At 71.4% G+C, this 25,018-nt stretch carries 29 protein-coding genes; 12 read left to right on the forward strand and 17 right to left on the reverse strand.

Annotated features, from left to right (window positions below; genetic code table 11):
• Positions 1–26 precede the first annotated feature (26 nt).
• Together AS594_RS16745 and AS594_RS16750 are read left to right on the forward strand one after the other, a co-directional pair.
• Positions 27–608, forward strand: coding sequence for a hypothetical protein (locus AS594_RS16745; protein WP_069932716.1), 582 nt, complete (start codon positions 27–29; stop codon positions 606–608).
• Positions 609–825: 217 nt separating this feature from the next.
• A complete protein-coding gene (locus AS594_RS16750) occupies positions 826–1,938 on the forward strand; it encodes a serine/threonine-protein kinase (protein ID WP_167368025.1) in 1,113 nt (370 codons plus the stop codon).
• Positions 1,939–2,002: 64 nt separating this feature from the next.
• Here the strand turns inward: AS594_RS16750 and AS594_RS16755 are convergent, their stop codons facing one another.
• Entirely contained in the window at positions 2,003–2,635 is a 633-nt protein-coding gene (locus tag AS594_RS16755) for a hypothetical protein (protein ID WP_069932715.1), read from the reverse strand.
• 189 nt (positions 2,636–2,824) lie between these two features.
• On the opposite strand from AS594_RS16755, the gene AS594_RS16760 reads away from it, so the two are divergent.
• Together AS594_RS16760 and AS594_RS16765 are read left to right on the forward strand one after the other, a co-directional pair.
• Positions 2,825–3,706: a SigB/SigF/SigG family RNA polymerase sigma factor gene (locus AS594_RS16760; RefSeq protein ID WP_069932714.1), complete on the forward strand. Its 882-nt coding sequence runs from the start codon at positions 2,825–2,827 to the stop codon at positions 3,704–3,706.
• 66 nt (positions 3,707–3,772) lie between these two features.
• Positions 3,773–4,273: a MarR family winged helix-turn-helix transcriptional regulator gene (locus AS594_RS16765; RefSeq protein WP_069932713.1), complete on the forward strand. Its 501-nt coding sequence runs from the start codon at positions 3,773–3,775 to the stop codon at positions 4,271–4,273.
• On the opposite strand, the gene AS594_RS16770 is transcribed toward AS594_RS16765, so the two are convergent.
• Positions 4,270–4,617 carry an STAS domain-containing protein gene (locus AS594_RS16770; protein WP_240509028.1) on the reverse strand — a complete coding sequence of 116 codons (348 nt, stop codon included), beginning with the start codon at positions 4,615–4,617 and terminating at the stop codon, positions 4,270–4,272. The two genes, AS594_RS16765 and AS594_RS16770, sit on opposite strands and share 4 nt — an antisense overlap.
• 199 nt (positions 4,618–4,816) lie before the next feature.
• Between AS594_RS16770 and AS594_RS16775 the strand changes: the two genes are divergently transcribed.
• The 3 genes from AS594_RS16775 to AS594_RS16785 all read left to right on the forward strand — a co-directional run bounded on the left by AS594_RS16775 (position 4,817) and on the right by AS594_RS16785 (position 7,103).
• The gene (locus tag AS594_RS16775; protein ID WP_069932711.1) at positions 4,817–6,007 is read left to right on the forward strand and encodes a PP2C family protein-serine/threonine phosphatase; all 1,191 of its coding nucleotides are present in this window, start codon (positions 4,817–4,819) and stop codon (positions 6,005–6,007) included.
• A 61-nt stretch (positions 6,008–6,068) separates the two neighbouring features.
• Positions 6,069–6,479 (forward strand): ATP-binding protein, encoded by a 411-nt coding sequence (locus AS594_RS16780; protein ID WP_079144557.1) that lies wholly within the window; start codon positions 6,069–6,071, stop codon positions 6,477–6,479.
• Between the two features lie 168 nt (positions 6,480–6,647).
• Positions 6,648–7,103, forward strand: coding sequence for a CAP domain-containing protein (locus AS594_RS16785; protein WP_069932710.1), 456 nt, complete (start codon positions 6,648–6,650; stop codon positions 7,101–7,103).
• Positions 7,104–7,154: 51 nt separating this feature from the next.
• Here AS594_RS16785 and AS594_RS16790 read toward each other — a convergent pair whose 3' ends face one another.
• Positions 7,155–8,120, reverse strand: coding sequence for an endonuclease/exonuclease/phosphatase family protein (locus AS594_RS16790; protein WP_069935942.1), 966 nt, complete (start codon positions 8,118–8,120; stop codon positions 7,155–7,157).
• Positions 8,121–8,157: 37 nt separating this feature from the next.
• Positions 8,158–9,525, reverse strand: coding sequence for an NAD(P)-binding protein (locus AS594_RS16795; protein WP_069932709.1), 1,368 nt, complete (start codon positions 9,523–9,525; stop codon positions 8,158–8,160).
• Positions 9,526–9,644: 119 nt separating this feature from the next.
• Here AS594_RS16795 and AS594_RS16800 point away from each other — a divergent pair, with 119 nt between their 5' ends.
• The gene (locus AS594_RS16800) at positions 9,645–9,974 is read left to right on the forward strand and encodes an ArsR/SmtB family transcription factor (protein ID WP_069935141.1); all 330 of its coding nucleotides are present in this window, start codon (positions 9,645–9,647) and stop codon (positions 9,972–9,974) included.
• Positions 9,975–10,188: 214 nt separating this feature from the next.
• Here AS594_RS16800 and AS594_RS16805 read toward each other — a convergent pair whose 3' ends face one another.
• Positions 10,189–12,168: a heavy metal translocating P-type ATPase gene (locus tag AS594_RS16805; RefSeq protein ID WP_069935142.1), complete on the reverse strand. Its 1,980-nt coding sequence runs from the start codon at positions 12,166–12,168 to the stop codon at positions 10,189–10,191.
• Between the two features lie 126 nt (positions 12,169–12,294).
• On the opposite strand from AS594_RS16805, the gene AS594_RS16810 reads away from it, so the two are divergent.
• Positions 12,295–12,708, forward strand: coding sequence for an ArsR/SmtB family transcription factor (locus AS594_RS16810; RefSeq protein WP_069932706.1), 414 nt, complete (start codon positions 12,295–12,297; stop codon positions 12,706–12,708).
• A gap of 58 nt (positions 12,709–12,766) precedes the next feature.
• A complete protein-coding gene (locus AS594_RS16815) occupies positions 12,767–13,264 on the forward strand; it encodes a DUF5949 family protein (protein WP_069932705.1) in 498 nt (165 codons plus the stop codon).
• 208 nt (positions 13,265–13,472) lie between these two features.
• Here the strand turns inward: AS594_RS16815 and AS594_RS16820 are convergent, their stop codons facing one another.
• Positions 13,473–13,868, reverse strand: coding sequence for a rodlin (locus AS594_RS16820; RefSeq protein WP_069927826.1), 396 nt, complete (start codon positions 13,866–13,868; stop codon positions 13,473–13,475).
• A 209-nt stretch (positions 13,869–14,077) separates the two neighbouring features.
• On the opposite strand from AS594_RS16820, the gene AS594_RS16825 reads away from it, so the two are divergent.
• Positions 14,078–14,470 (forward strand): rodlin, encoded by a 393-nt coding sequence (locus AS594_RS16825; protein WP_069932704.1) that lies wholly within the window; start codon positions 14,078–14,080, stop codon positions 14,468–14,470.
• A gap of 180 nt (positions 14,471–14,650) precedes the next feature.
• Here AS594_RS16825 and AS594_RS16830 read toward each other — a convergent pair whose 3' ends face one another.
• The 10 genes from AS594_RS16830 to AS594_RS16875 form a co-directional block, all read right to left on the reverse strand.
• A complete protein-coding gene (locus AS594_RS16830) occupies positions 14,651–14,968 on the reverse strand; it encodes a hypothetical protein (RefSeq protein WP_069932703.1) in 318 nt (105 codons plus the stop codon).
• A gap of 249 nt (positions 14,969–15,217) precedes the next feature.
• Entirely contained in the window at positions 15,218–16,114 is an 897-nt protein-coding gene (locus AS594_RS16835; RefSeq protein WP_240509029.1) for a chaplin family protein, read from the reverse strand.
• Positions 16,115–16,253: 139 nt separating this feature from the next.
• Positions 16,254–16,487 (reverse strand): chaplin, encoded by a 234-nt coding sequence (locus tag AS594_RS16840; protein ID WP_069927830.1) that lies wholly within the window; start codon positions 16,485–16,487, stop codon positions 16,254–16,256.
• A gap of 267 nt (positions 16,488–16,754) precedes the next feature.
• Complete coding sequence (locus AS594_RS16845; protein ID WP_069932701.1) at positions 16,755–17,342, reverse strand: hypothetical protein; 588 nt, start codon at positions 17,340–17,342, stop codon at positions 16,755–16,757.
• 90 nt (positions 17,343–17,432) lie between these two features.
• Entirely contained in the window at positions 17,433–17,624 is a 192-nt protein-coding gene (locus tag AS594_RS16850; protein ID WP_069932700.1) for a hypothetical protein, read from the reverse strand.
• Positions 17,625–17,653: 29 nt separating this feature from the next.
• A complete protein-coding gene (locus AS594_RS16855; protein ID WP_069932699.1) occupies positions 17,654–18,562 on the reverse strand; it encodes an alpha/beta fold hydrolase in 909 nt (302 codons plus the stop codon).
• A 125-nt stretch (positions 18,563–18,687) separates the two neighbouring features.
• The gene (locus tag AS594_RS16860) at positions 18,688–19,944 is read right to left on the reverse strand and encodes a beta-ketoacyl-[acyl-carrier-protein] synthase family protein (protein ID WP_107358092.1); all 1,257 of its coding nucleotides are present in this window, start codon (positions 19,942–19,944) and stop codon (positions 18,688–18,690) included.
• A gap of 2 nt (positions 19,945–19,946) precedes the next feature.
• Entirely contained in the window at positions 19,947–20,183 is a 237-nt protein-coding gene (locus tag AS594_RS16865; RefSeq protein ID WP_256096909.1) for an acyl carrier protein, read from the reverse strand.
• 138 nt (positions 20,184–20,321) lie between these two features.
• Entirely contained in the window at positions 20,322–21,710 is a 1,389-nt protein-coding gene (locus tag AS594_RS16870) for an MFS transporter (RefSeq protein WP_069933890.1), read from the reverse strand.
• Between the two features lie 334 nt (positions 21,711–22,044).
• Positions 22,045–23,601 carry a DHA2 family efflux MFS transporter permease subunit gene (locus tag AS594_RS16875; RefSeq protein ID WP_079148180.1) on the reverse strand — a complete coding sequence of 519 codons (1,557 nt, stop codon included), beginning with the start codon at positions 23,599–23,601 and terminating at the stop codon, positions 22,045–22,047.
• Positions 23,602–23,699: 98 nt separating this feature from the next.
• On the opposite strand from AS594_RS16875, the gene AS594_RS16880 reads away from it, so the two are divergent.
• Positions 23,700–24,344 (forward strand): TetR/AcrR family transcriptional regulator, encoded by a 645-nt coding sequence (locus AS594_RS16880; RefSeq protein ID WP_069932698.1) that lies wholly within the window; start codon positions 23,700–23,702, stop codon positions 24,342–24,344.
• 85 nt (positions 24,345–24,429) lie between these two features.
• Here the strand turns inward: AS594_RS16880 and AS594_RS16885 are convergent, their stop codons facing one another.
• Complete coding sequence (locus AS594_RS16885; RefSeq protein ID WP_069932697.1) at positions 24,430–24,816, reverse strand: VOC family protein; 387 nt, start codon at positions 24,814–24,816, stop codon at positions 24,430–24,432.
• Positions 24,817–25,018: the final 202 nt, after the last annotated feature.

The following is a 25,018-nucleotide window of genomic DNA, read 5'->3' on the forward strand; positions in this document are numbered from 1 at the left end:
CGGCACCACCGCAGGCGCCCGCATCGATGACGGCACCGATGACGGCGGCCCGTGCCGTCACCGATGTCCTCCAGCCCCGCAACGTTCTGCTCGCGGGCATGCCAGGCATCGGGCTCGCCGCCGCCGGCGACTGGACCGGGCTGCTGTGGGGCCTGCTCGGCGCCCTGTGCGCGGGTCTGGTCCCCGCCGGGTACATCGAGTGGGAGCGCAAGCGCGGAACCTGGGGCGACCGGCACGTCGTCGACCGCACCAAGCGGGCACCGATCTTCTTCGTCATCCTCGGCTCGGTCGGCGCCGGTTCGCTCCTCATGGTCCTCGGCGGCGCCCCCGCCGGGATTCTGTACGCGATGCTCGGCCTCTGGGCGATGACCGTCCTCCTGCTGGCCGTGAACACCGTCTGGAAGATCTCGGTGGACTCGGCGGTCGCGTCGGCCGTCGTGGCCCTGCTCGCCGCCGTGCACTCCCTCTGGTGGCTGATCGCGTACGCCGTTGCCGCCGCTGTCTGCTGGTCCCGGGTCGCCCTGCGGTACCACACCGTCGCGCAGACGGTGGCCGGAGCGGCCGCCGGTGCGGCCACCTCGGCTCCGTTCCTGTTCCTGGTCGTCTGAGCCCCTCCGGGGGGCCTCACACGGGACCGCAACCGGTTAGGCCCGGCGTACTGCTGATCCGCCGTCGGCCCGAGCGGGTTGCCGTACCTCTCCATGGTGCGCGACTCCAGGGCCGCGACCGCGGTACGTAACTCGCCCTCACCGAAAGGGGCGGCAACGGGGTGAAGTAGGTTCAGCAGCCTTGAGATTGTCAGATTGAATCGGGGTTGGTGCGCAAGTGCTGGTGGCGGACAGATACCGGCTGGACACACCCATCGGGCGGGGCGGGATGGGTGAGGTCTGGCGGGCCACGGACGAGGTGCTGGGCCGGCCAGTCGCCGTCAAACTGCTGCTCGGCAACGGGGCCGACGCTTCGGCCGCGGCCCGGTTCCGGCTGGAGGCCCAGACCGCCGCCCGGCTGAGCCACCCTCACCTGGTGGCGGTGTTCGACTTCGGGGCGTGGGAGGACCGCTTCTACCTCGTCATGGAGCTCGTCGAGGGGACGAGCCTGGCCCAGACCCTCGTCTCCGAGGGCGCGCTGCGGGCCGATCGCGTCGCCCACATCGCCGCCCAGGCCGCCGCCGGCCTGGCAGCGGCCCACCGCCAGGGCGTCGTGCACCGCGACATCAAGCCCGGCAACCTCATGACCAGCAACGACGGCACGGTCAAGATCGCCGACTTCGGCATCGCCCAGTTTGTCGACGACCCCGCCACGGCGCTCACCACCGCCGGCCAGATCGTGGGCACCAGCCTCTACCTGGCACCGGAGCGGGCGCTGGGGAGACCCGCCGGCCCCGCCTCCGACATGTACTCCCTCGGCTGCGTCCTCTACCAACTGCTGGCGGGCCGCCCGCCGTTCCAGGCCGACACCGCGACCGGCACGCTGTACCAGCACGTCGACGCCGTGCCCGTACCGCCGCGCAACCTCGGCGTCGACGTGCCCGGCCCCTTCGAGTCGTACCTGCTGCGTCTGCTCGCCAAGCAGCCCGAGGACCGGCCGACGGCCGAGCAGGTGGCCGACTGGTTCCGCCTGGACTCCTGGCGCGGCCACCCCGAACCGCTGCCCGCGCCGCTCCCAGCCGGCGCCCCCGCGTCCCCCGCGACAACGACGTACTCGCTCCCCTCCACCGGCGCCCCGCGCCCGGCTTCCCGGCGCCGCGCGGCGCCGCCCACGCAGCGTCCGAGCACCCGGAAGTTCGTACGCCGCCGCCCGCGCGTCGCGAGCGCGATCGCCGGTGCCATCGCCTTCCTCGCGGCGGTGCTCGTCGGCATGGCCTGGCTGTCCCCGGAACGCAGCTCCGCCGAAACCCCGGAGCCGAGCCCCACAGCCACCACCGAGTCACCCCGGTAGCCCCGCCGCGCGCCACCGCCGCGGGGCACCACCGTGACGCGGCACGCAACGCGGCGGGCGCGGCTCAGTCGGCGCGGGTGTGCGCGGCGACCCGCTGGGCAGGCAGGCGCGGGCGGCGGGTGAGGCGCAGCGCGCGGATCACGCGGGCGCCCTCGTCGTGCGGCCGCGTGCGGACCAGCTCCGCGAACAGCGCACGCCCGGCGATCAGGGCCCGCCGCATCGCCTCGGTGTCCGTGTCACCCGCCGCGGCCCGTTCGGCCGCCTCGTGCAGCAGCCGGCGGGCGCCCGCCTCGTGCGGGCAGTGCACGGACAGCGCCTCGTACTGCCGCTGCACGGACTCGGCCGGGAAACCCCGGTCGCGAGCCAGGCTGCTCAGCAGTTGGTTGGCGCGCGCGACCGCCGGCCCCGGCGCGTCGACGAACTGTTCCTGGAATCCGGCCCATTGCGCGGCGTACTGCTCACGCGCCTCCAGCGACAGGCTCCTGACCCGCAGTCCGCCGTACCGGCGCAGCCTCTCGCCCAGCTCGTGTTCCGCCGCTCCGGCGTCACCGCCGTGCCGAGCGGCCGTCTCGTCGAATTCCGGCCCGAACCTGCGGCGCAGATCGCCGGGCGCGGCCTGCGCGACCGGCCGGGCCAGCAACAGAGCCGTGATGATCGCGGCCACCACACCCAGAAGAACCACAGCACCCGTAGACATGAGTTACCGCCTTTCTTTGGGGCTTCCTCGCACGAGGATTTCCACTGTGTCGCTACGGAGTGTTACCAGATCTTCCCCAGGTAAACGCGGAGAGTAATAAGGAAGGTCATCCGGATTGCGAGGCATGGGATCCCGCTTCCGGGGCAGGAGCGCCTCTTGAAGGGTCCGAAAACCGGGAGGGGCAGGACAATGACGAGCACGGCGACAACGACGACGGCGTCTGTGGAGACCGCTGCTGAGGTGGAGACGGTCGGGGGACTGCCCTGGATCGAGGACGCCGGCAAGGTCGCCCCGAAGGACGCCCGCGCCCTGTCGCAGCTCTTCTTCGACCAGCTCCAGGTGCTCGAAGAGGGCACGCACGAATACCAGTACGCGCGCAACACCCTCATCGAGATGAACCTGTCCCTCGTGCGGTTCGCCGCCGGCCGCTTCCGCAACCGCGGCGGCGGCGGCGACATGGAGGACATCATCCAGGTCGGCACCATCGGTCTGATCAAGGCCATCGACCGGTTCGACCTCAGCCGCGAGGTCGGGTTCGCCACGTTCGCCGTGCCGTACATCGTCGGTGAGATCAAGCGGTTCTTCCGCGACACGAGCTGGGCCGTCCACGTCCCGCGGCGGCTCCAGGAGCTGCGCGTCGACCTGGCGAAGGCCAAGGAGGAACTCTCCCTGCGCCTGGACCGCGACCCCACCGTGCAGGAGCTCGCCGAGCACCTGAGCCTCTCCGAGGAAGAGATCATCGAGGGCCTCGTCGCAGCCAACGGCTACACCGCCGGCTCCCTCGACGCCCCGAACGACAACGCCGACGGACCGGACGCGAGCGGTCCGACGTTCGCCGACCGGCTCGGTGCACCGGACCCGGCGATGGAGAGCGTCGAGGACCTGCACACCCTGGCGCCGCTCCTGGAACGCCTCGACGCGCGCGACCGCCGGATCGTCGAAATGCGCTTCGGCCAGGAGCTGACCCAGGCCCAGATCGGGGCCGAGCTCGGCGTCTCCCAGATGCAGGTCTCCCGGCTCCTGTCGCGCGTACTGAAGCAGCTGCGCAGCGGAATGCTCGCCGAGAACTGACGGGTGCGGTCCCCGATCACCGGGCCCGTACTGACAGCGCCGCCCCCGGGGTGGCACAGTGGAACGATGCCCCGCAGACCTCCGTCGCCCCCGCCACACCCGGCGCACACCGCGTCCGAGGTGACGGATCTGCTCGCGGTCCTGTGGGGCGGAGCGCGCCTGAAAGCGCCGGCCGGGCCCATCTCGCCTTCGCAGCTCCGCGCGTTGCTGGCCATCGAACGCCTCGACGGCGGCAACCTGCGCGCGCTGGGCGAGACGCTCGACTCCAGCCCTCCCGCCACGAGCCGGCTCTGTGACCGCCTGGAGGCGGCCGGCCTGGTGGAACGCCGCCTGAGCCCGTCCAGCCGCCGTGAAGTGGAGCTGCATCTGAGCCGGCCGGGCCGCGTGCTGCTTGAAGAGGTACGGGGGTACCAGGTGCTGGAGCTCGCCCCCGTACTCGAAACGATGTCACCCGAGGCCCTGGCCCAGCTGGCCACCGGTCTCGCCGCCTTCCGCGCCGCCGCGGCCGCCGCCGTCGGCGGCGCGGCCTCGCAGGACTCCCCGGTCCGCGCGGTGCGCCCCGCCTAGACGTCCAGGCAGGCGGCCCGGCCGGCCCGGATGGTGAACACCTCGTCCAGGCTGAGCACCCGCAGCAGACGCATCACCAGCGCGGAGGGCGCGGCGAGACGCAACCGGTCCCCGAGCCCGGGGCGCGCCCGGAGCAGTACGTTGATCATCGCCGTATCGGCGAATCCCACGGCCGACAGGTCGAGCACCACCGGCACTCCCCCCTGACGGGCCTCGCGGTCCAGCGCCAGGCGCAGGGGTTCCACCGACTCCAGATCGACTTCGCCGCGCAGGGCTATGACGACGGCCCGGTCGGACCGGTGGGTGACGAGGAGCATGCGCTGTCCGGTGCTGCGTGTGTGCACAACTGGCCCCTCAGATGTGGCAGCGAACCGGCCGGAACCGGCGCCACTGCCCCTATGGTGCGGCACAATCAACGTAGGGGAACAGTTGCTACTTGGCAACTATTGACTTCTCCTCACCATCGAGCACACCGAATCTCCTTCGTACCGTTACGCTGCACCGTCCCGAACACACCACTTCTTTACAAGAGGACCTCCGACCGTGACGCATTTCCTGGCCGTGGAGCGTGCCGTGCGCACCGCCGCACCGCACGCCCTCCTCGATTCAGCACGTGCCGCACTGGTCGAGCACTACGAGGCCACCGAGGTGGGCCTCCTGATGGCCGATTACAGCCTCACGGTCCTGCGGCCGGTGACCGCCCTGCCCCACACCTCGAAGCCCCTGCCCGTCCACGCCAGCCCCGAAGGCCGCGCCTTCGGCAGCCAGGAACCGTACGGCCAGTACGTGGCCCGGGACGGTGCCGTCGACCTGCACCTGCCGGTCACCGTCCGCGGAGACAGACTTGGCATCCTGACCGTGCGCCTGCCGAAACACAGATGCACGCCCCACGCCATCGAAGAACTCACCGAACTGGCCGAACTCCTCGGCCACGAGATAATCGTCGCGGAGCGCGACACCGACCTGTACCTCCAGGCCCGCCGGGTCAGCCGCCTCACCCTCGCCGCCGAAATGCAGTGGCAGTTGCTGCCCGGCCGCGCCTGCTCCCGCCAGGAGTACGCCATCGGGGCCCAGCTGGAGCCGGCGTACGCGATCCACGGCGACAACTTCGACTGGGCCACCACGGCCGAGAACCTCACCCTCACAGTCACCAACGGCATGGGCGAAGGCATCCAGGCGTCCCTTCTCACCAACCTCGCCGTCAACGCCCTGCGCAACGCCCGTCGCGCCGGCATCGGCATCGCCGACCAGGCCGCCCTCGCCGACCAGGCCATCTACGGACAGCACCACGGCGAGGCGTACGTCTCCACGCTCCTGCTCTCGTTCGAGCTGGCCACCGGCCACGTGCAGGTCGTCGACGCCGGCTCGCCACAGCTGTGGCGGCAGCGCGACAAGACCGTAGAGCGCGTGCCCTTCGAGGCGCAGCTCCCCCTCGGCATGTTCGAGGAGACGGCGTACATCGCCCAGGAGTTCCGTGCACTGCCCGGGGACCGGCTCGTCTTCGTGAGCGACGGTGTGTACGCCGCGGCCACCCGGGCAGGCGATACCTACGGCGAACGCGCTCTCGCGCGGGCCATCCAGGCGGCGAGCCTCCTGCCCGCCGCGGCGGTACCCCGCGCGGTGCTCCAGGAGCTGGACTCGTACCGCGACACCGACGGGGACCCCGGCGACGACGCCCTCGTCGTGTGTCTGGACTGGTTCGGTCGCAGGACACACGAAGTTAGCGCCCGGTAAAGCTGGGCAGGAGCCCCCGGGTTACCGGAGCAGGGCCTACCGTCCGACGGAGGTGAACGACATGAACCGCACGCAGACGACCCGCGACCGGAGGACCGGCAGCGCCGAGACGATCACGCGGCCCGACACGGCGGCCGAGGCGCGCGACACCGCTCGCGACTTCCTGTCCGACCTGACCCCGGCGCCCACCCGGGAGACGACCGACAACGTGGTACTGGTCGTCTCCGAGCTGGTCACCAACGCGCTGCGGCACGCGGGAGGCATCACCGCGCTGCGGCTGGCCAGGGTCCGCCAGGCGGTGGAGATCACCGTGCAGGACCCGAGCCCGTCCCGGCCGCGCCCGCGTCACCCCGACATCACCGGCTACGAGGGCGGTTACGGCCTGACCCTGGTCAACTACCTCGCCCGCTTCGTCACGGTCACCCCGTCCCCCGGCGGAGGCAAGAAGATCTGCGCGGCCGTCAGCCTCTGACACGATGGTTGTCACAGTCGCCGACGAGACAGGGGCAACCGTGCGCGGACCGGGGAAACGTACCGTCAGAAGCCGTACGGCGCACTGTCGGTCCTTGCCCTTTCGCTGGCCGGCGTCGCGGCGCACGCCCCGTCCGCGGGCACCCGTCCGGCCGAACCGCCCCCTCCCGTGACGCACCAGTTCCTGCCCGACCCGTGGGAGGACACGTGGCGGCCCCCCGTCACCGGGCAGCAGTACCGGCCGCAGAACCGGACCGTACTGATCCGCCTCCTCAACCGCGAGCGGGCCCGCCAGGGCTGCCGCCCGGTACGGCTCGACCGCACCATGACCAGAGCCGCCCAGCGGCACAGTGACTACATGGCGCGCGCCGGCGTGCTCTCCCACGCCGGTCCGTACACGTCCGGCCCGGGTGACCGGCTGACGGAGGAGGGCTACAGGTGGCGCAGGGCCGCCGAGAACCTCGCCCGCTCCAAGCCGAACGCGGCCACGGCGCTGCGCCTCTGGAAGGCCAGCCCCAAGCACCGCGCCGCGATGCTCACCTGCGCCTACCGCCACGCCGGGGTGGGTGTCAGCAGCCGCCGGGGCCAGGCGTGGTGGACGCTCGTGCTCGCCGTCCCCCGCTAGCCCCGCCCCGCACCCGTCAGCCCTGCTCCGTGCCACGGGACCGCGCGAGCGTCACAGCCGGATGCGGGCGGCGACCGGCAGGTGGTCGCTTCCCGTCGCGGGCAGCGACCACACCTCGGTGACGGTCGCCTCGCGGGCCAGGACCTGATCGATCCGCGCCACCGGGAAGGAGGCGGGCCAGCTGAAGGCGAAGCCTCGACCGGGTGGCGACATCTGCTCACGGACCGGATCGAGCCCACGGTCGTCCACCGTGCCGTTGAGGTCGCCGAGCAGGATCACCCTCCCCCGCCGCTCCTCGGCGATGGCCGCGCCCAGCAGACGGGCGCTCTCGTCCCGCCACCCGGAAGCGAATCCGGTGGCGGGCCGGATCCGTACGGAAGGCAGGTGCGCGACGTACACCGCGACGGTCTCCCCACCCGGCAGCCGCACATCGGCCCGCAGCCCCCGGTTCCATTCCGGTCCGATCCCCTCGGGCCTGATGTCCACCACCCGCACGCCCGTCAGCGGGTACTTCGACCAGAGCCCCACGGTCCCCACCACGCCGTGGTGCGGATACCGCGCACCGAACGCCGCCGCGTACGCGGGAAGGGCGCCGGCGGTCAGCTCCTCGACGGCGACGAGCCCGGGATCCGGCTCCGTCAACGCCCGCGCCGTGCCCGCCGGATCGGTGTTCTCGTCGCTGACATTGTGCTGAACGACCACCAGGTCGTACGCCGGACCGCCCTCGCTCAGCAGCAACCCGCCGAAGCCGCCGAGCCAGGCGCCGACGGGCAGCAGCAGGGCCACCAGCGCGGTGAGCGAGCGGCGCAGCACCGCCAGGCCCAGCAGTACGGGGACCACGAGCCCGAGCCAGGGCAGGAACGTCTCCAGGAGGCTGCCGGGCCGCCCGGCCGTGTCCGGCACAGCCGAAGGGAAGGCCAGGAGACCGGCCACCAACACGGTCACCCCGGCGAGAACACGCCCTCGCCGCCATCCCCAGCGCCCCCGGGCGCCGGCACTGCTCCCCGCTCCGCTCATGGCCCGACCGTAGCGGGCACCCTTCACACCCCGGCGCTCAGCATCCCCCTCCGGAGGCCGGCCCGGCGCCGAGCCGCACGACCTGCGCACCGGAGGGAGCGGCACAACAGCCGCCGGCGGCGGGCTCCGCGTCCTGCGCCGGCTCCTCGAACACGCCCGCGCCCCCGCACACACCCGTCTCGGGAAGCGTGAGTTCGACGCGCTCGGCAGCCTCCCGGTCCCCCGCGAGCGCGGCCGCGATCGAGCGCACCTGCTCGTAACCGGTCATGGCGAGGAACGTCGGCGCGCGGCCGTAGCTCTTCATGCCGACCAGGTAGACGTCCTGCTCGGGGTGCGAGAGCTCGACGACGCCGTGCGGAGGGACGGTGCCGCAGGAGTGGACGTTCGGGTCGATCAGCGGGGCGAGCGCCGTCGGCGCCTGAAGGCGTTCGTCGAGTCCGAGCCGCAGCTCGGAGACGAAGGACAGATCGGGACGGAGGCCGGTGAGGACCACCACCTCGTCGACCGGTTCGAGCCGCCGCCCGTCGTCGGCCACGAGCACGAGCCGGCCGTCCTCGCCCGGGTCCACGGCGCTCGTACGGAATCCGGTGACGGCATCGGCGTACCCGCCGTCGACGGCGGCCTTCGCCCGCAGCCCCAGCGCCCCGCGCGCCGGGAGCTGGTCGGCCTCGCCGCCGCCGAAGGTGTCACCTCCGATGCCACGGCGCAGGACCCACACGGCGTGCGTACCGGGGGCGTCCTTCGCCAGATCGGCCAGTGAGGACAGGGCGGTGAACGCGGAGGCGCCCGAGCCGATGACGGCGGTGCGCCGACCCGCGTAACGGGCCCTGACCGCCGGGTCCTTGAGATCCGGGACGCGGTACGAGATCCGGTCGCCGGCGGCGCTCTCCCCGAGGGCCGGGAGCCCGTCACCGCCGATCGGAGCCGGAGTGGCCCACGTACCGGAAGCGTCGATCACGGCACGGGCGACAATCCGCTCCTCCGCCCCGTCCCCGTACCGGACCAGAACCGAGAACGGCTGCTCTTCCCTCCCGGCGTCGACCACACGGTCCCGCCCGACCCGGGAGACGCCGACGACCCGGGCGCCGTACCGCACTCTCTCCCCCAGGACATCCGCGAGCGGCTGGAGATAGAGCTCGGCCCAGTCGCCGCCGGTGGGGTACACCGAACCGTCCGGCGCGCTCCACCCGCTGGGCGCCAGGAGCTTCTCGGCAGCCGGATCGACGACCTCGGCCCTGGTGGAGAACAGCCGTACGTGAGCCCACTCGCGAACAGCCGCGCCCGCTCGCGGCCCCGCCTCCAGAACGAGCGGTTCCAGACCGCGCCCGACCAGATGGGCGGCGGCCGCCAGACCGACCGGGCCCGCGCCGACAACGACGGTGGGCACCGCGCGCGACTCGCTCATGGCAACTCCTCACATAGACATCCATCAATGTCCGGTCAGCATGGCACCTGATTTGACAACGGTCAACATAGATGGAGGTCAAATCAAGGGTCTGCTTCGACGCGTGTCAACATAGACGCATGTCGAATGTGGAGCCCTGCTGCCCGCCGCTGAACGAGCGTCCGCTCTCAGCGGAGGATGCGGTCCGTACGGCGGCCATGTTCAAGGCACTCGGCGACCCGGTCCGACTGCGGCTCTTCTCCGCGGTCGCGTCGCACGAGGGCGGCGAGGCGTGCGTCTGCGACATCTCCGACGTGGGCGTCTCCCAGCCCACGGTCAGCCATCACCTGAAGAAGCTCAGGGAGGCGGGCCTGCTGACCTCCGAGCGCCGCGGCACCTGGGTCTACTACCGGGTGGCACCGTCGGTGCTGTCGGCGATGAGCAAAATGCTGGGCCAGTACACCGCCTGACCCCACTGAGCCAAAGGCCGCCCCCCCTCGCGACGTCTCTCCGCCGGAGGGGACGTGCCGGGGCGCTCCCCGCAGGGTGTCGAACGCGACGCGCCCGAACCGACCGCAGCGCCGCCCGAAGGTTCGGCAACCGAGGAGACGCCCCGGCGCGGCACCGACCCCGAAGCCCCCGCACCCGCACCCGCACCCGCACCCGGCGAGGCGAAGCCCCGGGCTACGCGTCCCGTACCGCCTTCCGCCAGGCCGACTCGCGCAGCAGCCGCAAACCGTTCAGGCCCACCAGCACCGTCGACCCCTCATGGCCCGCCACTCCCAGGGGCAACGGCAGGTGCCCGGCCAGGTCCCAGACCACCAGCGCCCCGATGCACACGGAGGCGACGACGAGGTTCTGCACGACCAGCCGCCGCGCACGCCGGGAAAGCGCGACGACCGCCGGCACCGTCGCCAACTCGTCCCGCACCACCACCGCGTCCGCCGTCTCGAGGGCCAGGTCCGACCCGGCCCGGCCCATCGCGATGCCGCTGTGCGCGGCGGCCAGCGCGGGTGCGTCGTTGACCCCGTCCCCGACCACCAGGACCTTCTCCCCCGCCGCCTCCCACTCCCGCACTGCGGCGACCTTGTCCTGCGGCAACAGCCCGGCCCGGACCTCCGTGATGCCGACCCCGCCGGCGAGCTTCGCGGCCGCGCGCTCGTTGTCGCCGGTCAGCAGCACCGGCGCGGAGCCAGTGAGCCGCCCGAGCGCGGCGACCGCCTCCCCGGCCCCCGCACGCACCCGGTCCTCGACGCCGAGCACGCCCACGGGGTCCCCGTCGACGAGCACCACCACAGCGGTACGCCCCAAGCCCTCGATCTCCTCCACAACAACTTCGGCACCCCCACCAGCAGCACCAGCACCGAGCAGCGCCGCAGGACTGCCCACCTGCACCACCCGCCCCGCCACAACGGCCCGCACCCCCCGCCCCGGCACGGACGAGAAGTCCTCGGCGGCCACGAGCCGCAGCCCCCGCTCCTTCGCCAGCGCCACAACGGCCCGCGCGAGCGGATGCTCGCTCGGATGCTCGGCGGCGGCAGCGAGCGCCAAAACCTCCGCCGACCCGAGCCCCTTCGCCGCCCCCTCCCCGACGACCCGCACCTCGGCAACCCGGGGCGCCCCCTCCGTCAACGTGCCGGTCTTGTCCAGCGCCACCCGCGTAACGCCCCCCAGCCGCTCCATCACCACGGCCGACTTGACCAGCACCCCGTGCCGCCCGGCGTTGGCGATCGCCGAAAGCAGCGGCGGCATGGTCGCCAGCACCACCGCGCACGGCGACGCCACGATCATGAACGTCATGGCCCGCAGCAGCGTCGAGGTGAAGTCCGCCCCCAGCAGGAGCGGAACGGCGAACAACGCCAGCGTGGCCACGACGACCCCCACCGAGTAGCGCTGCTCGACCTTCTCGATGAACAGCTGCGTCGGCGCCTTGGTCTCGCTCGCCTCCTCGACCATCTCCACGATGCGCGCGATGACCGACTCGGACGCGTCCTTGTCCACCCGGACCCGCAGCGCCCCCGTGCCGTTCAGCGTGCCCGCGAACACCTCGTCCCCCGGCTCCTTGGCCACCGGCAGCGGCTCCCCGGTGATGGTCGCCTGGTCCACCTCACCGGCGCCGTCGACCACCGTGCCGTCCGCCGGCAGCCGCTCCCCCGGCCGTACGAGCACCAGGTCGCCGACCCGCAGCTCTTCGAGCCCCACCACTTCCTCGTCCGCATCCCCCAGCCGCACAGCCGTGGCCGGAGCAAGGTCCAGCAGCCCCCGCACCGAGTCGGCCGTACGCCGCGTGGCCAGCGCCTCCAGTGCGCCGGACACCGCGAAGATCACGATGAGCAGCCCGCCGTCGAGGAACTGCCCGATCGCCGCCGCCCCGACCGCGGCGACCACCATCAGCAGGTCGACGTCCAGGCTGCGCTCCCTCAGCGCCAGCAGCCCGGCCCACCCCGGCTCCCAGCCCCCCGCGACGTAACAGAGCACATAGAGCGGCCCCCAGGTCCAACCCGGCGCCCCAGCCAGGTCGAGCGGGAAGGCGAGCAGGAACGCGACGGCGGACAGGGCCGCCCAGCGCACCTCCGGCAGCGCGAGCAGCCGCGTACGGCGGGCCGGCACGGGCGCCGCGAGCAGCCGCGCCGCGGGCCGGTCGTCGAGCAGGAGGGAAACCATCGAGGGACACCTCTCGATCGGGCGCAACCGGACGCAGCGCACCAGCGGCAAGGACGCCCCCACCATAACGGAATACATGAAGAGATCTTCATTAATAGGCCGGGACGTCCCCGATACGATGGACCCATGGGACACGGAGTCGACGAACGCGCCACACCCACAGGTCACCTGGACGCGGACGCCGCCGCCACCATCGCCGCCACGCTCCAGGCCCTGGCCACTCCGTCCCGGCTGATGATCCTGACCCGCCTCCGCCAGAGCCCTTGCGGCGTCACAGAACTCGCCGAAGCGGTACGGATGGAACAGTCGGCCGTCTCCCACCAACTCCGGCTGCTGCGCGCCCTGAGCCTGGTGACCGGCGCCCGGCAAGGCCGCCGGATCGTCTACAGCCTGTACGACAATCACGTCGCCCAGCTCCTCGACGAAGCCGTCTACCACATCGAGCACCTGCGCCTCGGCACCCGCGACGCTCCCGCGAAGACCCGGCCGGACGTCACCGAAGGGCCCTCCTCGTCAGAGGTATTGAGGGAATCCGGTTAGGCCGACCGGGTGACTTATGGACGGGCGTACCAGCCGGGGGCAATTAAGGTCCCGCTGTATGACCTCACAGACCGCTCAAACCGCTGTCGAACAAAGTCACTTGGGCACCATCTCGGTAATCGCATGGTCCGGTGAGAATATTGATGACGGCCGGGACGTGGCTTTCCTGCTCGCGTATTCGCTGGGCGACGGATCGGCCGGCCCCGAGGCCGGCGAGAAGGCCGTGCGGGCGCTGCTCGAACAGACCGGCCTGCCGGTCGGCGGGGGCATCTTCGACGGCTCCAAGTCCAAGGAGCCCATCAGCCTGCTCCTGGAGAGTGGCAGTGCGTCACTGACGATGCCGAGCCTGCGCGTTCAGTGCCTCGTCCCCGAGGAGTGGACCGCGGCGGCTCTCAAGCGCAAGCACGTGCACTTCATCTTCACCACCCGCCCGTGGCCCGGGGGCACCCCGGGCGTCCCCGTCGACGCGGAGGACCTGAAGGCGTTCGTCGCCGACGAGGAAGTGATCGCGGCCTCCGCGCACTGCGTCATTCCCGTGACCACCTTGCGCAAGTGACCCACGCGGGCAGTCCGCCGGTCCCACGCCGTACCAGGATCGCCCCCCACAGCCTTCAGGCCCTGTAAACGATTCACGTCTACAGGGCCTGAAGGCTGTGACCAGGGGCGGAAGGAGTGGCTGGGGTCTCCACCGCGTCCCGGCCGGGTGCCGGCCCGGGTCACCGCGCAGGAGGGAGTGCGGTGACCCGGGCCGTCGCTGACGGGTGTCAGTTGTTCTCCGCGCCGTTGCCCGCGAGGAGGTTGTCCAGGACGTGCGAGAGCGTCTCGTCACCCTTGTTCTGGGTGGAGTTCTCGACGCACTGCTGGTTCTGCGGGTTGGACAGGATGTCCTGAACGCCGACGTTGATGAGGCCGATCACGTTCTGGATGTTCTTGATCGGAACGGCGACACACGGCTTGTTGAACGAGCCCTGGATGAGCGACATCTGGGGGCTCATGTCACCGTGCGTGGCGGAGTTGCCGTAGATCTGCTTCGACCCGTTGCCACTCGCGGTGCGGGTGTCCTGGTCGTCAGCGGCCGCCATTGCCTGCGGGGCGGCCGCGGCACCGAGGCCCATGACGGAGACGGCGACGGCAGCGGTAGCCATGACCTTCTTGATCACTGTTTTCCTCTTTCCATGTCGTACCCCGAGGTGAGGCGCACTGCCCAACTCCGCAGCACTGGGTTAGTTCTCCTGCGTCACCCATTTGGCCCTGCGAGATTGGGCCGTAGGACCTTGAATACCATTCGAGTGAATCAGCGCAACCAATCATCATAACGAAAGTTGAGCCTGACGCAGAACCCTGAGTACCGGACTAACAAGGAAATCAAATGCTCAAGAAGATGATGGCCACGGCGGCAGTAGCGGCCTCTGTAGTCGGGTTCGGCGCTGCCGGAGCCGGTCAGGCGATCGCCGCCGGCGACGACCAGGCGACCGCGAACGCGAGCGGCAACGGATCGGTGCAGAAGTACGGCAACTCCATCACGAAGGGCAAGCAGAGCCCGCAGCTGTCCATCATCCAGGGCACGCTCAACAAGCCGTGCATCACCGTCCCGGTGAAGAACCTCCAGAACGTGCTCATCATCAACATCGGCGTTCAGGACATCCTGTCCAACCCGCAGGAGCAGCAGTGCGCCGAGAGCTCCTCGCAGAACAAGGACGACGAGACGCTGTCGCACGTCCTGGACAACGCCATCGCGGCCAACGGCGCGGAGAACAACTGACGCTGATCGCGGTCTGATCCCCCGTGCGCCCCTGACCGTCGTCAGGGGCGCACTGCTGTGTCCGCGGCCTGCCCGGGACGTACAGGCGGGCGGGCCGGACACGCCGGAAGGCCGGCGCACACACCGGGAGAGACGGTGTACGCGCCGGCCTTCCGGCACCGCGGGGAACGCGGGAGGCTGTCAGCCCCCGGCGGGCATCCCGCCGAGCATGGGAGCCGCCGTCTTCGCGACCTCCCCGGCGTTGCCCAGGAGCTTCGAGGGGTCGCCGTTCCTGGCCTCGTTGACGGCCTGCGCGGTGTCGGTCGCGGTGTGCAGGAGGGGCTGGACGGTGGAGTCGACGGGCTGGTGGGTGTTCAGAGCGTCGGTCAGCTGCTGCACACCCGAGTTCAGGCTCATCGCCCGGTAGTCGGCGGCTTCGGTCGCAGACGCCGTTCCCGCGGCCGTTCCGGCGGCCATCATCGAAACGGCAATGGCCGAGGCGGCCTTCATGTACTTCATACAAGTAATCCCTCTTCGTGCTGGCGTAATCCGCGAACTACGAATCCCGTGACATTCCCACGCTGCTGTTCCATGCCACTTACACCATGACTAACGAAGGCCCGGACGGTGAGAAACTGAAGTCGTACGCCGTTCTTGGCGATTCACTCGGATGCGGACACCGGAACAAGGACCCGGCCGTCCCCGGACACGCGAACGGAGCGGGTTCCGGGGAACCCGCTCCGTACCGTGCTGTCGTGCGTACTGGGCTCAGACCTGGGCGGCCCTGGCACGACGGAACATCAGCACACCGCCACCGAGCAGCGCGACGCTGATCGCGGCGGCGGCTCCCAGCTCACCGGCGCCCGTGTCGGCCAGGCTCGGGGCCTCCTGCGCGGCCGGGAGCACCTCGGCGGGCGGCTCCTGGGCGCGGGGCTCCTCGGACGGCTCGTCGGCCGGCACCTCTTCGGTGGGCAGCTCCTCGGCCGGCGGCTGGTGGACCGGCGGCTCGTGGGCCGGGGGCTCCTCGACGGGCGGGCCGTTGCCGGGCGGAGTCTCGCCCGGGGGCTCCTCGGCCGGGGGCTCCTCGCAGTCGTCGTCGCCGGGGTGCTCCTGGTGGGGCGGCTCGTGGCGGGGCGGCTCGTCACCCGGGTGACCGCCACCGGGGCGCTCGTCGTCCGGGCGCTCCTCGTCCGGACCCTCGTCACCGGGGTGCCCGCCGACCGGCGGCTTGCTGTCCGGGTTGTCACCGGGGTTGCCGCCGCCGGGGTGCTCGTTACCGGGGTGGCCGCCACCAGAGGGGTTGCCGTGGCCGGGGTCACCGTGGCCCGGGTTCCCATGACCGGGGTTCCCGTGGCCGGGGTCACCGTGACCGGGGTTCCCGTGACCGGGGTTCCCGTGGCCCGGCTTGTGCGGCTTCGACGGCTTGCCATTGACGCACTCGTTGCCGAAGGCCGGGTTCAGGAGCGCGATGATGTTGATGGTGTTGCCGCACGCGTTCACCGGAACGTGTACAGGCGCCTGAACGTTGTTGCCGGACACAGCACCCGGCGAGTTGGAAGTGTCCCCCTCGGCCCCGGAGTCCGCCAGAGCGGTACCCCCGGTCATGGCGAGGAGTCCGGAGGCCGCCGCCGCAGCGAACACGCCCCTGCTCAAAACCTGTCGCACTTTGCCGTTCCCTGTCTTTCATGCCTGCGGACGAGCCGATTGCTCGCGCGCGATGAGGGAGGTCGAGTTAGCCCCCGAGCGCATGGCGTGCGCTCGGGGGGCCGACCGCGACCGAACATCTAGCGGTTCGGACTGGGAACTACTTGTTGATGCACTCGTTGCCGAAGGCCGGGTTCAGCAGCGCGATGATGTTCACGGTGTTGCCGCAGACGTTCACCGGGATGTGGATCGGGACCTGCACGTTGTTGCCGGAGATGACACCCGGGTTGCCCTTGACGTCACCGTTCGCACCGGAGTCGGCGATGGCCGGGGAGGCGACACCGACGGCCAGGAGCGAGCCGGCGATGAATGCGGCGCTCTTCATGTACTTCACTTTAAGAACCTTTCCGGCGGCGACACCCTACACAGCCACGTCCTTCGCGCTGCACGAGTCTGTTTCTTCACGCCCGTAGCGTCGCCGTCGTCATCGGTAACGATCCGCTTCCAGCGAGGAAACTCCATAAAAGAAGCTATCTTTCCACCGTCACCCGAACGCCCTAACTTCCATTTCGGCCCGGCGGGGCGGGAATTGCCATCGGTACGCCAATGCCCGGTCCCCCCAACAGGGAGAACCGGGTAGGGGCAGGCGTCGCCGGGGGGATCAGACGGGCGAGCCGGGGGCCTTGGGCGCGTCGGCGCCGGGAACCTTGTGCAGCGGGGGCAGACCGGCGAGGTCCGGAGCCGGGAGACCGCCGCCGACGACGATGCTGACGACCACGTTGAGGACGGCGGTGATCGTGGCCGTGACCGCCTCCTTCACCTTCGCCGCGTCGCCCTTCTCAGCGGCCTTGAGCAGTACGTCGACCTTGGTGCGCAGGTCGGCGACCGCCTTGACCTTGAGCTCCAGGCCCGCGTCGGCGGCGCGGGGAGCCACCACGGAGGGCAGTTCCGGGGTCGGTCCGGCCGGGACTTCGAGGGCCGTTCCGGGGGCCTTGGGGAGGGCCTTCAGGGCTTCGTCGATCGCCTTGGTGTGCTTGGCGGTCTCCTCGGGCGGCAGCTTGCCGCCCCCTGCGATCACGGCGTCGAGGAGGCGGGTGACGGGGGCCACCACCCCGCCCATCTCACTCAGCAGTTTGACCTGCGGGGTGAGCTTGTCGGCGCCGGGCAGCGGGTCTCCGGAGGCGGCCGGCGCCGTTACGGAGGCCGGTACCGGAGCCGCTATCGCGCCCCCGGCCGAGCCGAACGCCATGCGAGTGTCCTTACGTGAGGGGTTACGGAGTGGGGACAACGCCACCGTGCAACCGGTGAACACACTCCGCAACTTTTCCCGCACGCTCTGTCAGCACTGGAGCGCCTTGTCGATGCCTTGGAAGCTCTCGTGACCCACGTCGGGAAGTTCGATCGGCAGGCGCGCCGGGCGGTCGGGCTGATCGGCCAGAGCCAGCGGGGCGGGCCCCGCGAGAACCGCCGCCAGACCGGTGACGAGCGCTGCGGCGGCACCGGCGACGGCGGCCGTGCTGGGTGTCTTCATGTCCTGCCAACGGTCCCGGCCGCCGCAGGTCACGGCCGCGGCCGGACACCCGGGTGACTCTGGTGCGGCACCGCGCTCAGGTACCCGGCCGGCTCCAGCGGGCGGTCGGTGAAGAAGCGCAGTACCAATTCCGCGACCTCGTCCGCCTTTTCGAGTACGACCCAGTGGTCGGCGTCCCGGATGGTGGTGAAGCGGCTCCCCCGGATGGTCGCGGCGAACGCCCGCTGGCGCTCCGCCGACGTCACCGTGTCGTGCTCCCCGGTGAAGACCAGCGCCGGGACTCCGGACAGGCCGCCCGAGAAGTCCGGCCGGTCCCCGAGGGAGCGGAACATGGAGTCCGCGGCGTGCGGGGAGTGCTCGACCGCGTGCAGCATCGACCGCCTCACGTACCGGTACGCGAGGTCGCGGCGGGCGACGTACCGGTCCGGGTCGAGACACATCAGGGCCTCCGTGACCAGGGTCGCGAAGCCCTCCCTGTCCCCGGCGGCGAGCCGGTCGGTGGCGCACTGCCAGTGGGCCCGCTGGGCTTCCGTGATGTGCGCGGGGACCCCGCCGAGCATCAGCCGGGCGATACGGCCCGGGTTGTGCTGGGCGCAGCGGAAGGCGAGCGCGGCGCCGTACGAGAAGCCGAAGAGATTGACGCGCGGTACGCCGAGATCGTCGATGATCCGGGTGACGGCGGCGCACAGGATGTCCGCGCTCGGGCCCGGCGGCAGGGGCGCCGCGCTGCCCATGCCCGGCAGGTCCGCGGTCACCACGTTCGCGACCGGGCCGAGGCGCCCGTCCATCTGGGGCCAGCCGAGCATTCCCTGCAAGGCGCCGCCGAGGACGACGACCGGTTCGGTGTGCGGTCCGGTGTCTGGGCCGGTCCGCCGCAGCACCCGGTAGGAGTAGCGCAGCCCGTCCACCGACAGCGAGCGAACGGTTTCCTCGGGCATGCTCCTTCTCCTTCTCGACGTGCGGGGTGGGTGCGGCCGGGTTCCCGGCGGGGCGGCGGGCTGCGGGCGGGGGCGTGGGGATGCGGTCGCTGTGGGGCTCGGGTGCGGGTGCGGTGCGGGTGCGGTCAGCCGCGGGTGAGGACGAGCGCGGCGTTGTGGCCGCCGAAGCCGAGCGAGGTCTTGACCGCGCAGTCGAACGCGGCGGGGCGTGCGGCCTTGGCGACCACCTCGACCGGGATGCGGGGGTCGAGTGCGTCCAGGTTGGCTGTCGGCGGGACGAGTTGGTTCTCCAGGGCGAGCACGGTCAGCGCGGTCTCGATCCCGCCGGCCGCGCCCAGGGTGTGGCCCGTCATGGCCTTGGTCGAGGTGACGAGGGGACCGGAGCCCAGGACCCGGTGCAGCATCGTCGCCTCGATGAGGTCGTTGAACACGGTGGACGTGCCGTGGGCGTTGACGTGGCCGATTTCGGAGGGGGAGACGCCCGCGTCCGTCAGCGCGGTCCGCAGCGCGCTCTCGATGCCCTTGCCCTCGGGATCGGGTGCGACGGCCGAGTACGAGTCGCTGGACGCCCCGTAGCCGGCGATGCCCGCCCGGACCCGGGCGCCGCGCGCCCTGGCGTGCTCGGGGCGTTCCATGACGAGCAGCCCGGAGCCCTCGCCCACCACGAAGCCGTCGCGGTCCGCGTCGAACGGGCGGCAGGCCGCGGCGGGGTCCTCCCGGCGGGTCGACACCGCCCTCATCTGGCACGCGCTGGCGATCAGCAGCCGCGAGCACACCGACTCCGCGCCGCCGGCGACGGCGATGTCGCAGGCACCCGTACGCAGCATCTGGTGGGCGGTGCCGATCGCCACCGTGCCGGACGAGCAGGCGGTGGAGACGGCCAGGCTCGGTCCGCGGACGCCGAGGTCCATGCAGACACTGCTGGCCGCGCTGTTGACCACCGTCAGCGGCGCGAGCTTGGGGGAGACCCGGCGCGGGCCCTTGGTGGTCAGTGCGGTGTGCTGCTCGTCGTAGAAGGGGAGACCGCCGTGGGCGCTTCCGATGACGACCGCGACCCTGCCGCTCTCCCAGACGGAGGGGTCCAGGCCGGCGTCTGCCACCGCCTCCCGTGCGGCCAGTACGGCGAGTTGGGAAAAACGGTCCATCAGGCGCTGGGCCGCGACGCCGAGGAGCTGCTCGGTGTCGAGGTCGTCCACCGGGATGCCGTACATGAAGTCGCACGGGAGGTCGCGCAGTTCGTCGCGCCGGCCCACGGACGAGGCGCGGACTTCACCCCGCGTGACGTTTCGCCACGCCTCGTCGGTACCGACCCCTGCCGCTGTGACGAGGCCCAGCCCTGTCACCGCCGCCGTGAAGGGCGGGTTCGTCCGGGGTTCGCTCATGGTCATCCGAGGGTCCTGGTGTGTACGAGTTCCACCAGTTCACCCACGGTGTTCCGTGAGGTCAGGGTGGCGTCCTCCAGGTCGATATTCAGCTGCTCCTCGATGAGGATGCGGAATTCTTCCAGTGCGAGTGAATCCATACGCAATTCGTAGAGCGGGATCTCGGGACGGACGGCCGCCGGGTCTACTCCGAATTTCTGCACCATCAGCGTGCTGACGGCATCTGTCGCACTGGCCACTCGTCGCTCCTCCGAGTTCGTCCGGCAACCTTTATACGCGCCCACCCGGACGGGCTCTTACAACGTTCGCCCGATGTAATGACGTATAGCTCGCGCGTGCGGAAATGGAGTGGCGGCTCCGGGGATTCGGGGTGCGGTTCAGTGCACGTGCGGGCCGTTCGTCATCTGCGGTTTTCCTCGCGGGACCAGGGCCAGGGCCACGGCCGCGCTCGCCGCCGCGGCCAGCGCGCAGACGGTGAAGGCGGCGGTGAAGCCGGTGGTGGACGCGGTGGCGGACCCGGTGGCCGCTTCCATTCCGCCCTCGATGCCGGCCGCGGCGACGGTGGAGACGACGGCCACGCCGATCGAACCGCCCACCTCGTGGAAGGTGTTCACGACGCCGGAGGCGAGGCCCGCCTCATGGTGGTCCACCATGGCCAGCGCGGTCGCGGTGGCGGTCACGAACACCGCGCCGATGCCGAGGGACGCCACAACCAGGCCGGGGAGGAGCGTCGCGTACACGCTGCCGTCGGTGGTGAGCCGGGTGAGGGGCACCGTGCCGGCTGCGGCGACCGCCATGCCGGCGACCGCTGTCGTACGGCTGCCGATTCTGCCGACCAGGCGCGAACCCAGGTGGGCGCCGATGCCGATGGCGACCGCGACGGGCAGGAACACCAGGCCGGTCCGCAGGGGGCCGAGGCCGCGGGCGTGCTGGAGGTAGAGGGAGCCGAGGAAGAAGTACGCGATGAGCAGCGCGGTGGCGGTCAGCATCAGGAACGCGCCGGCGAGTACCGGGCGCCGGGTGAACATCCTGAGGTCCATCAGGGGGACGGGGGTGACGCGTTCCACGACGGCGAAGAGGGCGTAGAGGACGGCGGCTCCGGCCAGCGGGACCAGGGTGGCGGGGGCCGCCCAGCCGGCGTCGCCCGCCTTGACCAGGCCGTAGATGAGTGAGCCGGTGCCCGCGGTGACCAGGAGTGCGCCGGGCACGTCGAGCCGGGCGGGCCGCGGGGTGCGGGCCGGGACGAAGGCGGGTACGGCGGCGAGCAGGGCGATGCCGACGGGGACGTTCACGTAGAACACCCACTGCCAGCCCGGTCCGGCGGTCAGGGCTCCGCCGAGCAGGACACCGGCCGCGGAACCTGTGCCTCCGATGGCGGCCCAGACGCCCAGGGCCTTGTTCCGCTCCTTTCCGTGGAAGGTGGTCGTGACCAGGGCGAGCGCGGCGGGGGACAGCAGGGCCGCGCCGACTCCCTGGGCGATGCGGCCGCCCAGCAGGACCGGGGCGGTTTCGGCCAGGCCGGTGACCAGGGAGGCGGCGGTGAAGACCGACAGCCCGGCGACGAGGGTGCGGCGCGCGCCGAACGCGTCGCCGAGCCGGCCTCCCAGGAGCATCAGGCCGCCGAAGCAGAGGGTGTACGCGGTGACGACCCAGGTCAGGGTGGCCCGGCCGAGGTGGAGGTCGGCTGCCATGTCGGGCAGGGCGACGTTCACGACGGTGACGTCGAGGATCAGCATGAACTGAGCCACGCAGACGATGACGAGCATGAGCCAGCGGCGGGGGCGGGGGGTGGGGCGTGGTGGTCGTGGTGGTGGGCGTGGCCGTGGTGGGCGTCGGCGTGGTGGGTCTGGGCGGGCGGTGGCGGGGTGGCGGGGTGGGCGGGTTCCGGGGTCGGTGCCGCGCCGGGGCGTCTCCTCGGGAGCCGAACGTTCGGCGGGGTGCTTCCCCCTGGCTCGTTGCGTTCGACACCCTGCGGGGAGCGCCCCGGCACGTCCCCTCCCGCCACCGTGGCACGCGACTGCGGGGTGGTGGCCGGACGGGCGGGCTCCGGGGTCGGCACCGTGGCGTCGGGGCGGTCGGCGGGTGGGGTGGGGGGCATCGTCAGTCCTTCTCGGGAGTGGGCTTGCGGGGGGCGAAAAGCAGAGCCACTGCCACGCCCAGGGCGGTTACCGCCGCTGCCGCGGCCATCGCCGGGGTCATGCCGTCGATGAACGCCCGCCGGGCCGCTTCGGCGAAGGCGCGGCCCGCTTCGGCCGGCAGGTGCTGGGCGGTCGCCAGGGCCGTCCCCAGGGATTCCCCGGCGGACGCCAGCGCGTCGGCGAGTACGGCGCGGGCTTCGGGGGTGTCGGCCAGGGCTGCCGCGTAACGGTCGGACAGCAGGCTGCCGGTGACGGCGACGCCGATCGCCGAGCCGAGCTGGATGGACGCGCTGTTGGTGGCGGAGCCGATGCCCAGGTCCGCCTCCGGGAGCGAGCCGACGATGGCGTCGCTCGTGGACGTGATGACGAACCCGGCGCCCGCTCCCAGGAGCAGCAGCGACATCAGTACGCGCGGGTAGCCGTCCGAGGGTGTGGTCGTGCCCAGGACCACCGCCGCTCCCAGCAGGAGGGCCAGGCCCGTCGCCGAGACGACCCGTACACCGATCCGTGGCGCCAGTACGCCCGCGAGCGGGCCCGCGATCAGCAGCGTGACGGCTGCCGGCCCCAGGCGCAGGCCGGTCTCCCCGGCGTCGTACCCGAGCACGAACTGGAGGTACTGGACGGCGATGAACAGGGTGCCGATGAGAGCGAAGGCGCCCAGCAGGGCGAGGACGTCGCCGGCCGCCAGGGCCCGGTGGCGGAAGATGCGCAGGGGCAGCATCGGGGCCGCGCCGGTCCGCTGGTGCGCGACGAAGGCTGCCAGCAGCAGGGCGCCCACGCCGAACGCGGTGAGTACGGCCGGGCTGGTCCAGCCCTTGGCCGGGCCCTCGATCACCCCCCACAGCACACTGGCCACGGCGGCCATGGACAGCAGCGCGCCCGGCACGTCGGGCCGCCGAGGTGTGGCGGAGAGGGAGTTCGGGACGAGGTAGGCCGCCGCCACCAGGCCCGCGATGCCGATCGGCAGGTTGATCAGGAACACCGATCCCCACCAGAAGTGGCTCAGCAGCCAGCCGCCCACCATGGGGCCCACCACTGTTCCGGCGCCGACCGCCGCCGACCAGATCCCGATCGCCTTCGTACGTTCGGCGCCTCGCGGGAAGACGTTGCCGATGACCGCGAGGGTCGCCGGCATGATCAGCGCCTCGCCGATGCCCATGACGCCCCGCGCCACGATCAGCGTCGTGACCGATCCGGCGTACGCGGCCGCCACCGAGGCCGCCGTGAAGAGCCCCAGGCCGGCCATGAACACCCATTTGCGGCCCAGGCGGTCGGCCAGGCTGCCGCAGAAGAGCACCAGACTGCCCGCCATGAGGAGGTAGCTGTCGACGATCCACTGGAGCTGGCTGGTGGACGCGCCCAGTTCGCTCACCAGCGTGGGCAGGGCGACGTTCAGGACCGTGGTGTCGAGGCCCACGACGAACAGGCTGACGCCGAGCACGGAGAGGGTGAGCCACCGCCGGCTGCCGGGCGGGGCGCCGGAGGCGAGGGGTGGGGGTGCGCTGGTGGTCGAGGTCACGGTTCACGTCCAGGGGAGGGATGGAAGTTGAAATGTACTGTACCGATCAGTTCAACTGAACTCAACTGTTCAGTTCAGTTGAATGTTATAGTGATCGCATGAGCGTGGACAGCAAGCCGGGCCCCAGCGGTCCCCGCGCCGCTCTCAAGCGGCAGGCGATCGTCCGGGCCGCGCGCGAGGCGTTTCTGCGGGAGGGGTTCGGCGTCGGCATGGACGCCATCGCCGCCGGGGCGGGCGTGTCCAAGGTGACCGTCTACAACCACTTCGGCAGCAAAGAGGCGCTCTTCACCGCCGTCATCACCGAGGCCCTCGACGAGCCGCTCGGCAGCGCGTCGGCCGCCGCCCTCGAAGACCTCGCCGAGGCCGAGGACCTCCGTACCGCGCTCGTCGACGCGGCCAGGACCTGGGTGAACGCCCTGAGGACCAATCAGGACGTCATCGCCCTGCGCAACCTCGTCGCGGCCGAGCTGCACCGCTTTCCCGAACTCGGCAAGGCGTGGCAGGGCCACGGGCCCGAGGGGCACCACCCGGCGGTCGCGGGCGCGCTGCGCAGCCTGGCGGAGCAGGGGCGGCTCGTCATTCCGGACCTGGAGACCGCGATCATCCAGCTCTACGCCCTGCTGGTCTTCCCGCACGTGGTCTTCGGCGCGTACGGCACCACCATCGACGACAGCCTCACCGAGCGCCTGATCACCGGTGGCGTGGACATGTTCCTGAGCCACTACGCGCCGCGGGACGAGTGACGGGCGAAGGGTGAAGGGCGACGGGTGAAGGGCGGGGCCGGAAGAGTGGTCTCCCGGCCCCGCCCCCTGGTCAGGCCGTTGTGCCTCAGGCCCCGCTGCCGTACGGGCGCGTGATCGCTTCCAGGCCGTGGCCGGCCGGGTCCATGAAGTACACGCCCCGACCGCCGTCGTTGCGGTTGATCTCGCCCGGCCGCTTGCCGTGCGGATCGGCGTAGTACGTGATCCCGGCGTCCTTGACGCGCTGGAAAATGCCGTCGAACTCTTCCTCCGTGACGAGGAAGGCGTAGTGCTGGACGGTGATCGACTCCGCCGGGACCGTCGCGAAGTCCAGGGTGACGCCGTTGCTCAGCTCGACGGCGATGAACGGGCCCCACTCGGCCGAGATCTCCAGGCCCAGGATGTGGGCGTAGAACTCGGCGGATTCCCGGTTGTCCCGGGAGTGAACGATGGTGTGATTCAGCTGCACTGACACTGTGGAATGCCTCCGTAAGGCAAACTCACAGGCTACCTCCATGCCTCACCCGGACGGTGACCGACACGCGATGCCGTGGGTCAAGCCTAGGCCGCGCCCCGGTGTGTGTCAGGTGTTTTCGGGCCGGGGGCGGGCTTGAGAGCGCCGGTTCCTGTTTCGTTCGGGTGCCGTCCCGCGACTTCCGGTACGGCTACGCAACTCC

The organism is Streptomyces agglomeratus, assembly GCF_001746415.1.
Taxonomy (GTDB): Bacteria; Actinomycetota; Actinomycetes; order Streptomycetales; family Streptomycetaceae; genus Streptomyces; species Streptomyces agglomeratus.

What these genes read in the sequence shown, in the direction of transcription:
- AS594_RS16745 (WP_069932716.1), top strand. Translation starts at nt 27, where the DNA reads ATGACGGCACCGATGACGGCGGCCCGTGCCGTCACCGATGTCCTCCAG.
- AS594_RS16755 (WP_069932715.1), bottom strand. Translation starts at nt 2,635, where the DNA reads ATGTCTACGGGTGCTGTGGTTCTTCTGGGTGTGGTGGCCGCGATCATC.
- AS594_RS16760 (WP_069932714.1), top strand. Translation starts at nt 2,825, where the DNA reads ATGACGAGCACGGCGACAACGACGACGGCGTCTGTGGAGACCGCTGCT.
- AS594_RS16765 (WP_069932713.1), top strand. Translation starts at nt 3,773, where the DNA reads ATGCCCCGCAGACCTCCGTCGCCCCCGCCACACCCGGCGCACACCGCG.
- AS594_RS16780 (WP_079144557.1), top strand. Translation starts at nt 6,069, where the DNA reads ATGAACCGCACGCAGACGACCCGCGACCGGAGGACCGGCAGCGCCGAG.
- AS594_RS16790 (WP_069935942.1), bottom strand. Translation starts at nt 8,120, where the DNA reads ATGAGCGGAGCGGGGAGCAGTGCCGGCGCCCGGGGGCGCTGGGGATGG.
- AS594_RS16795 (WP_069932709.1), bottom strand. Translation starts at nt 9,525, where the DNA reads ATGAGCGAGTCGCGCGCGGTGCCCACCGTCGTTGTCGGCGCGGGCCCG.
- AS594_RS16800 (WP_069935141.1), top strand. Translation starts at nt 9,645, where the DNA reads ATGTCGAATGTGGAGCCCTGCTGCCCGCCGCTGAACGAGCGTCCGCTC.
- AS594_RS16805 (WP_069935142.1), bottom strand. Translation starts at nt 12,168, where the DNA reads ATGGTTTCCCTCCTGCTCGACGACCGGCCCGCGGCGCGGCTGCTCGCG.
- AS594_RS16810 (WP_069932706.1), top strand. Translation starts at nt 12,295, where the DNA reads ATGGGACACGGAGTCGACGAACGCGCCACACCCACAGGTCACCTGGAC.
- AS594_RS16815 (WP_069932705.1), top strand. Translation starts at nt 12,767, where the DNA reads ATGACCTCACAGACCGCTCAAACCGCTGTCGAACAAAGTCACTTGGGC.
- AS594_RS16825 (WP_069932704.1), top strand. Translation starts at nt 14,078, where the DNA reads ATGCTCAAGAAGATGATGGCCACGGCGGCAGTAGCGGCCTCTGTAGTC.
- AS594_RS16830 (WP_069932703.1), bottom strand. Translation starts at nt 14,968, where the DNA reads ATGAAGTACATGAAGGCCGCCTCGGCCATTGCCGTTTCGATGATGGCC.
- AS594_RS16845 (WP_069932701.1), bottom strand. Translation starts at nt 17,342, where the DNA reads ATGGCGTTCGGCTCGGCCGGGGGCGCGATAGCGGCTCCGGTACCGGCC.
- AS594_RS16850 (WP_069932700.1), bottom strand. Translation starts at nt 17,624, where the DNA reads ATGAAGACACCCAGCACGGCCGCCGTCGCCGGTGCCGCCGCAGCGCTC.
- AS594_RS16855 (WP_069932699.1), bottom strand. Translation starts at nt 18,562, where the DNA reads ATGCCCGAGGAAACCGTTCGCTCGCTGTCGGTGGACGGGCTGCGCTAC.
- AS594_RS16860 (WP_107358092.1), bottom strand. Translation starts at nt 19,944, where the DNA reads ATGAGCGAACCCCGGACGAACCCGCCCTTCACGGCGGCGGTGACAGGG.
- AS594_RS16870 (WP_069933890.1), bottom strand. Translation starts at nt 21,710, where the DNA reads ATGCTCGTCATCGTCTGCGTGGCTCAGTTCATGCTGATCCTCGACGTC.
- AS594_RS16880 (WP_069932698.1), top strand. Translation starts at nt 23,700, where the DNA reads ATGAGCGTGGACAGCAAGCCGGGCCCCAGCGGTCCCCGCGCCGCTCTC.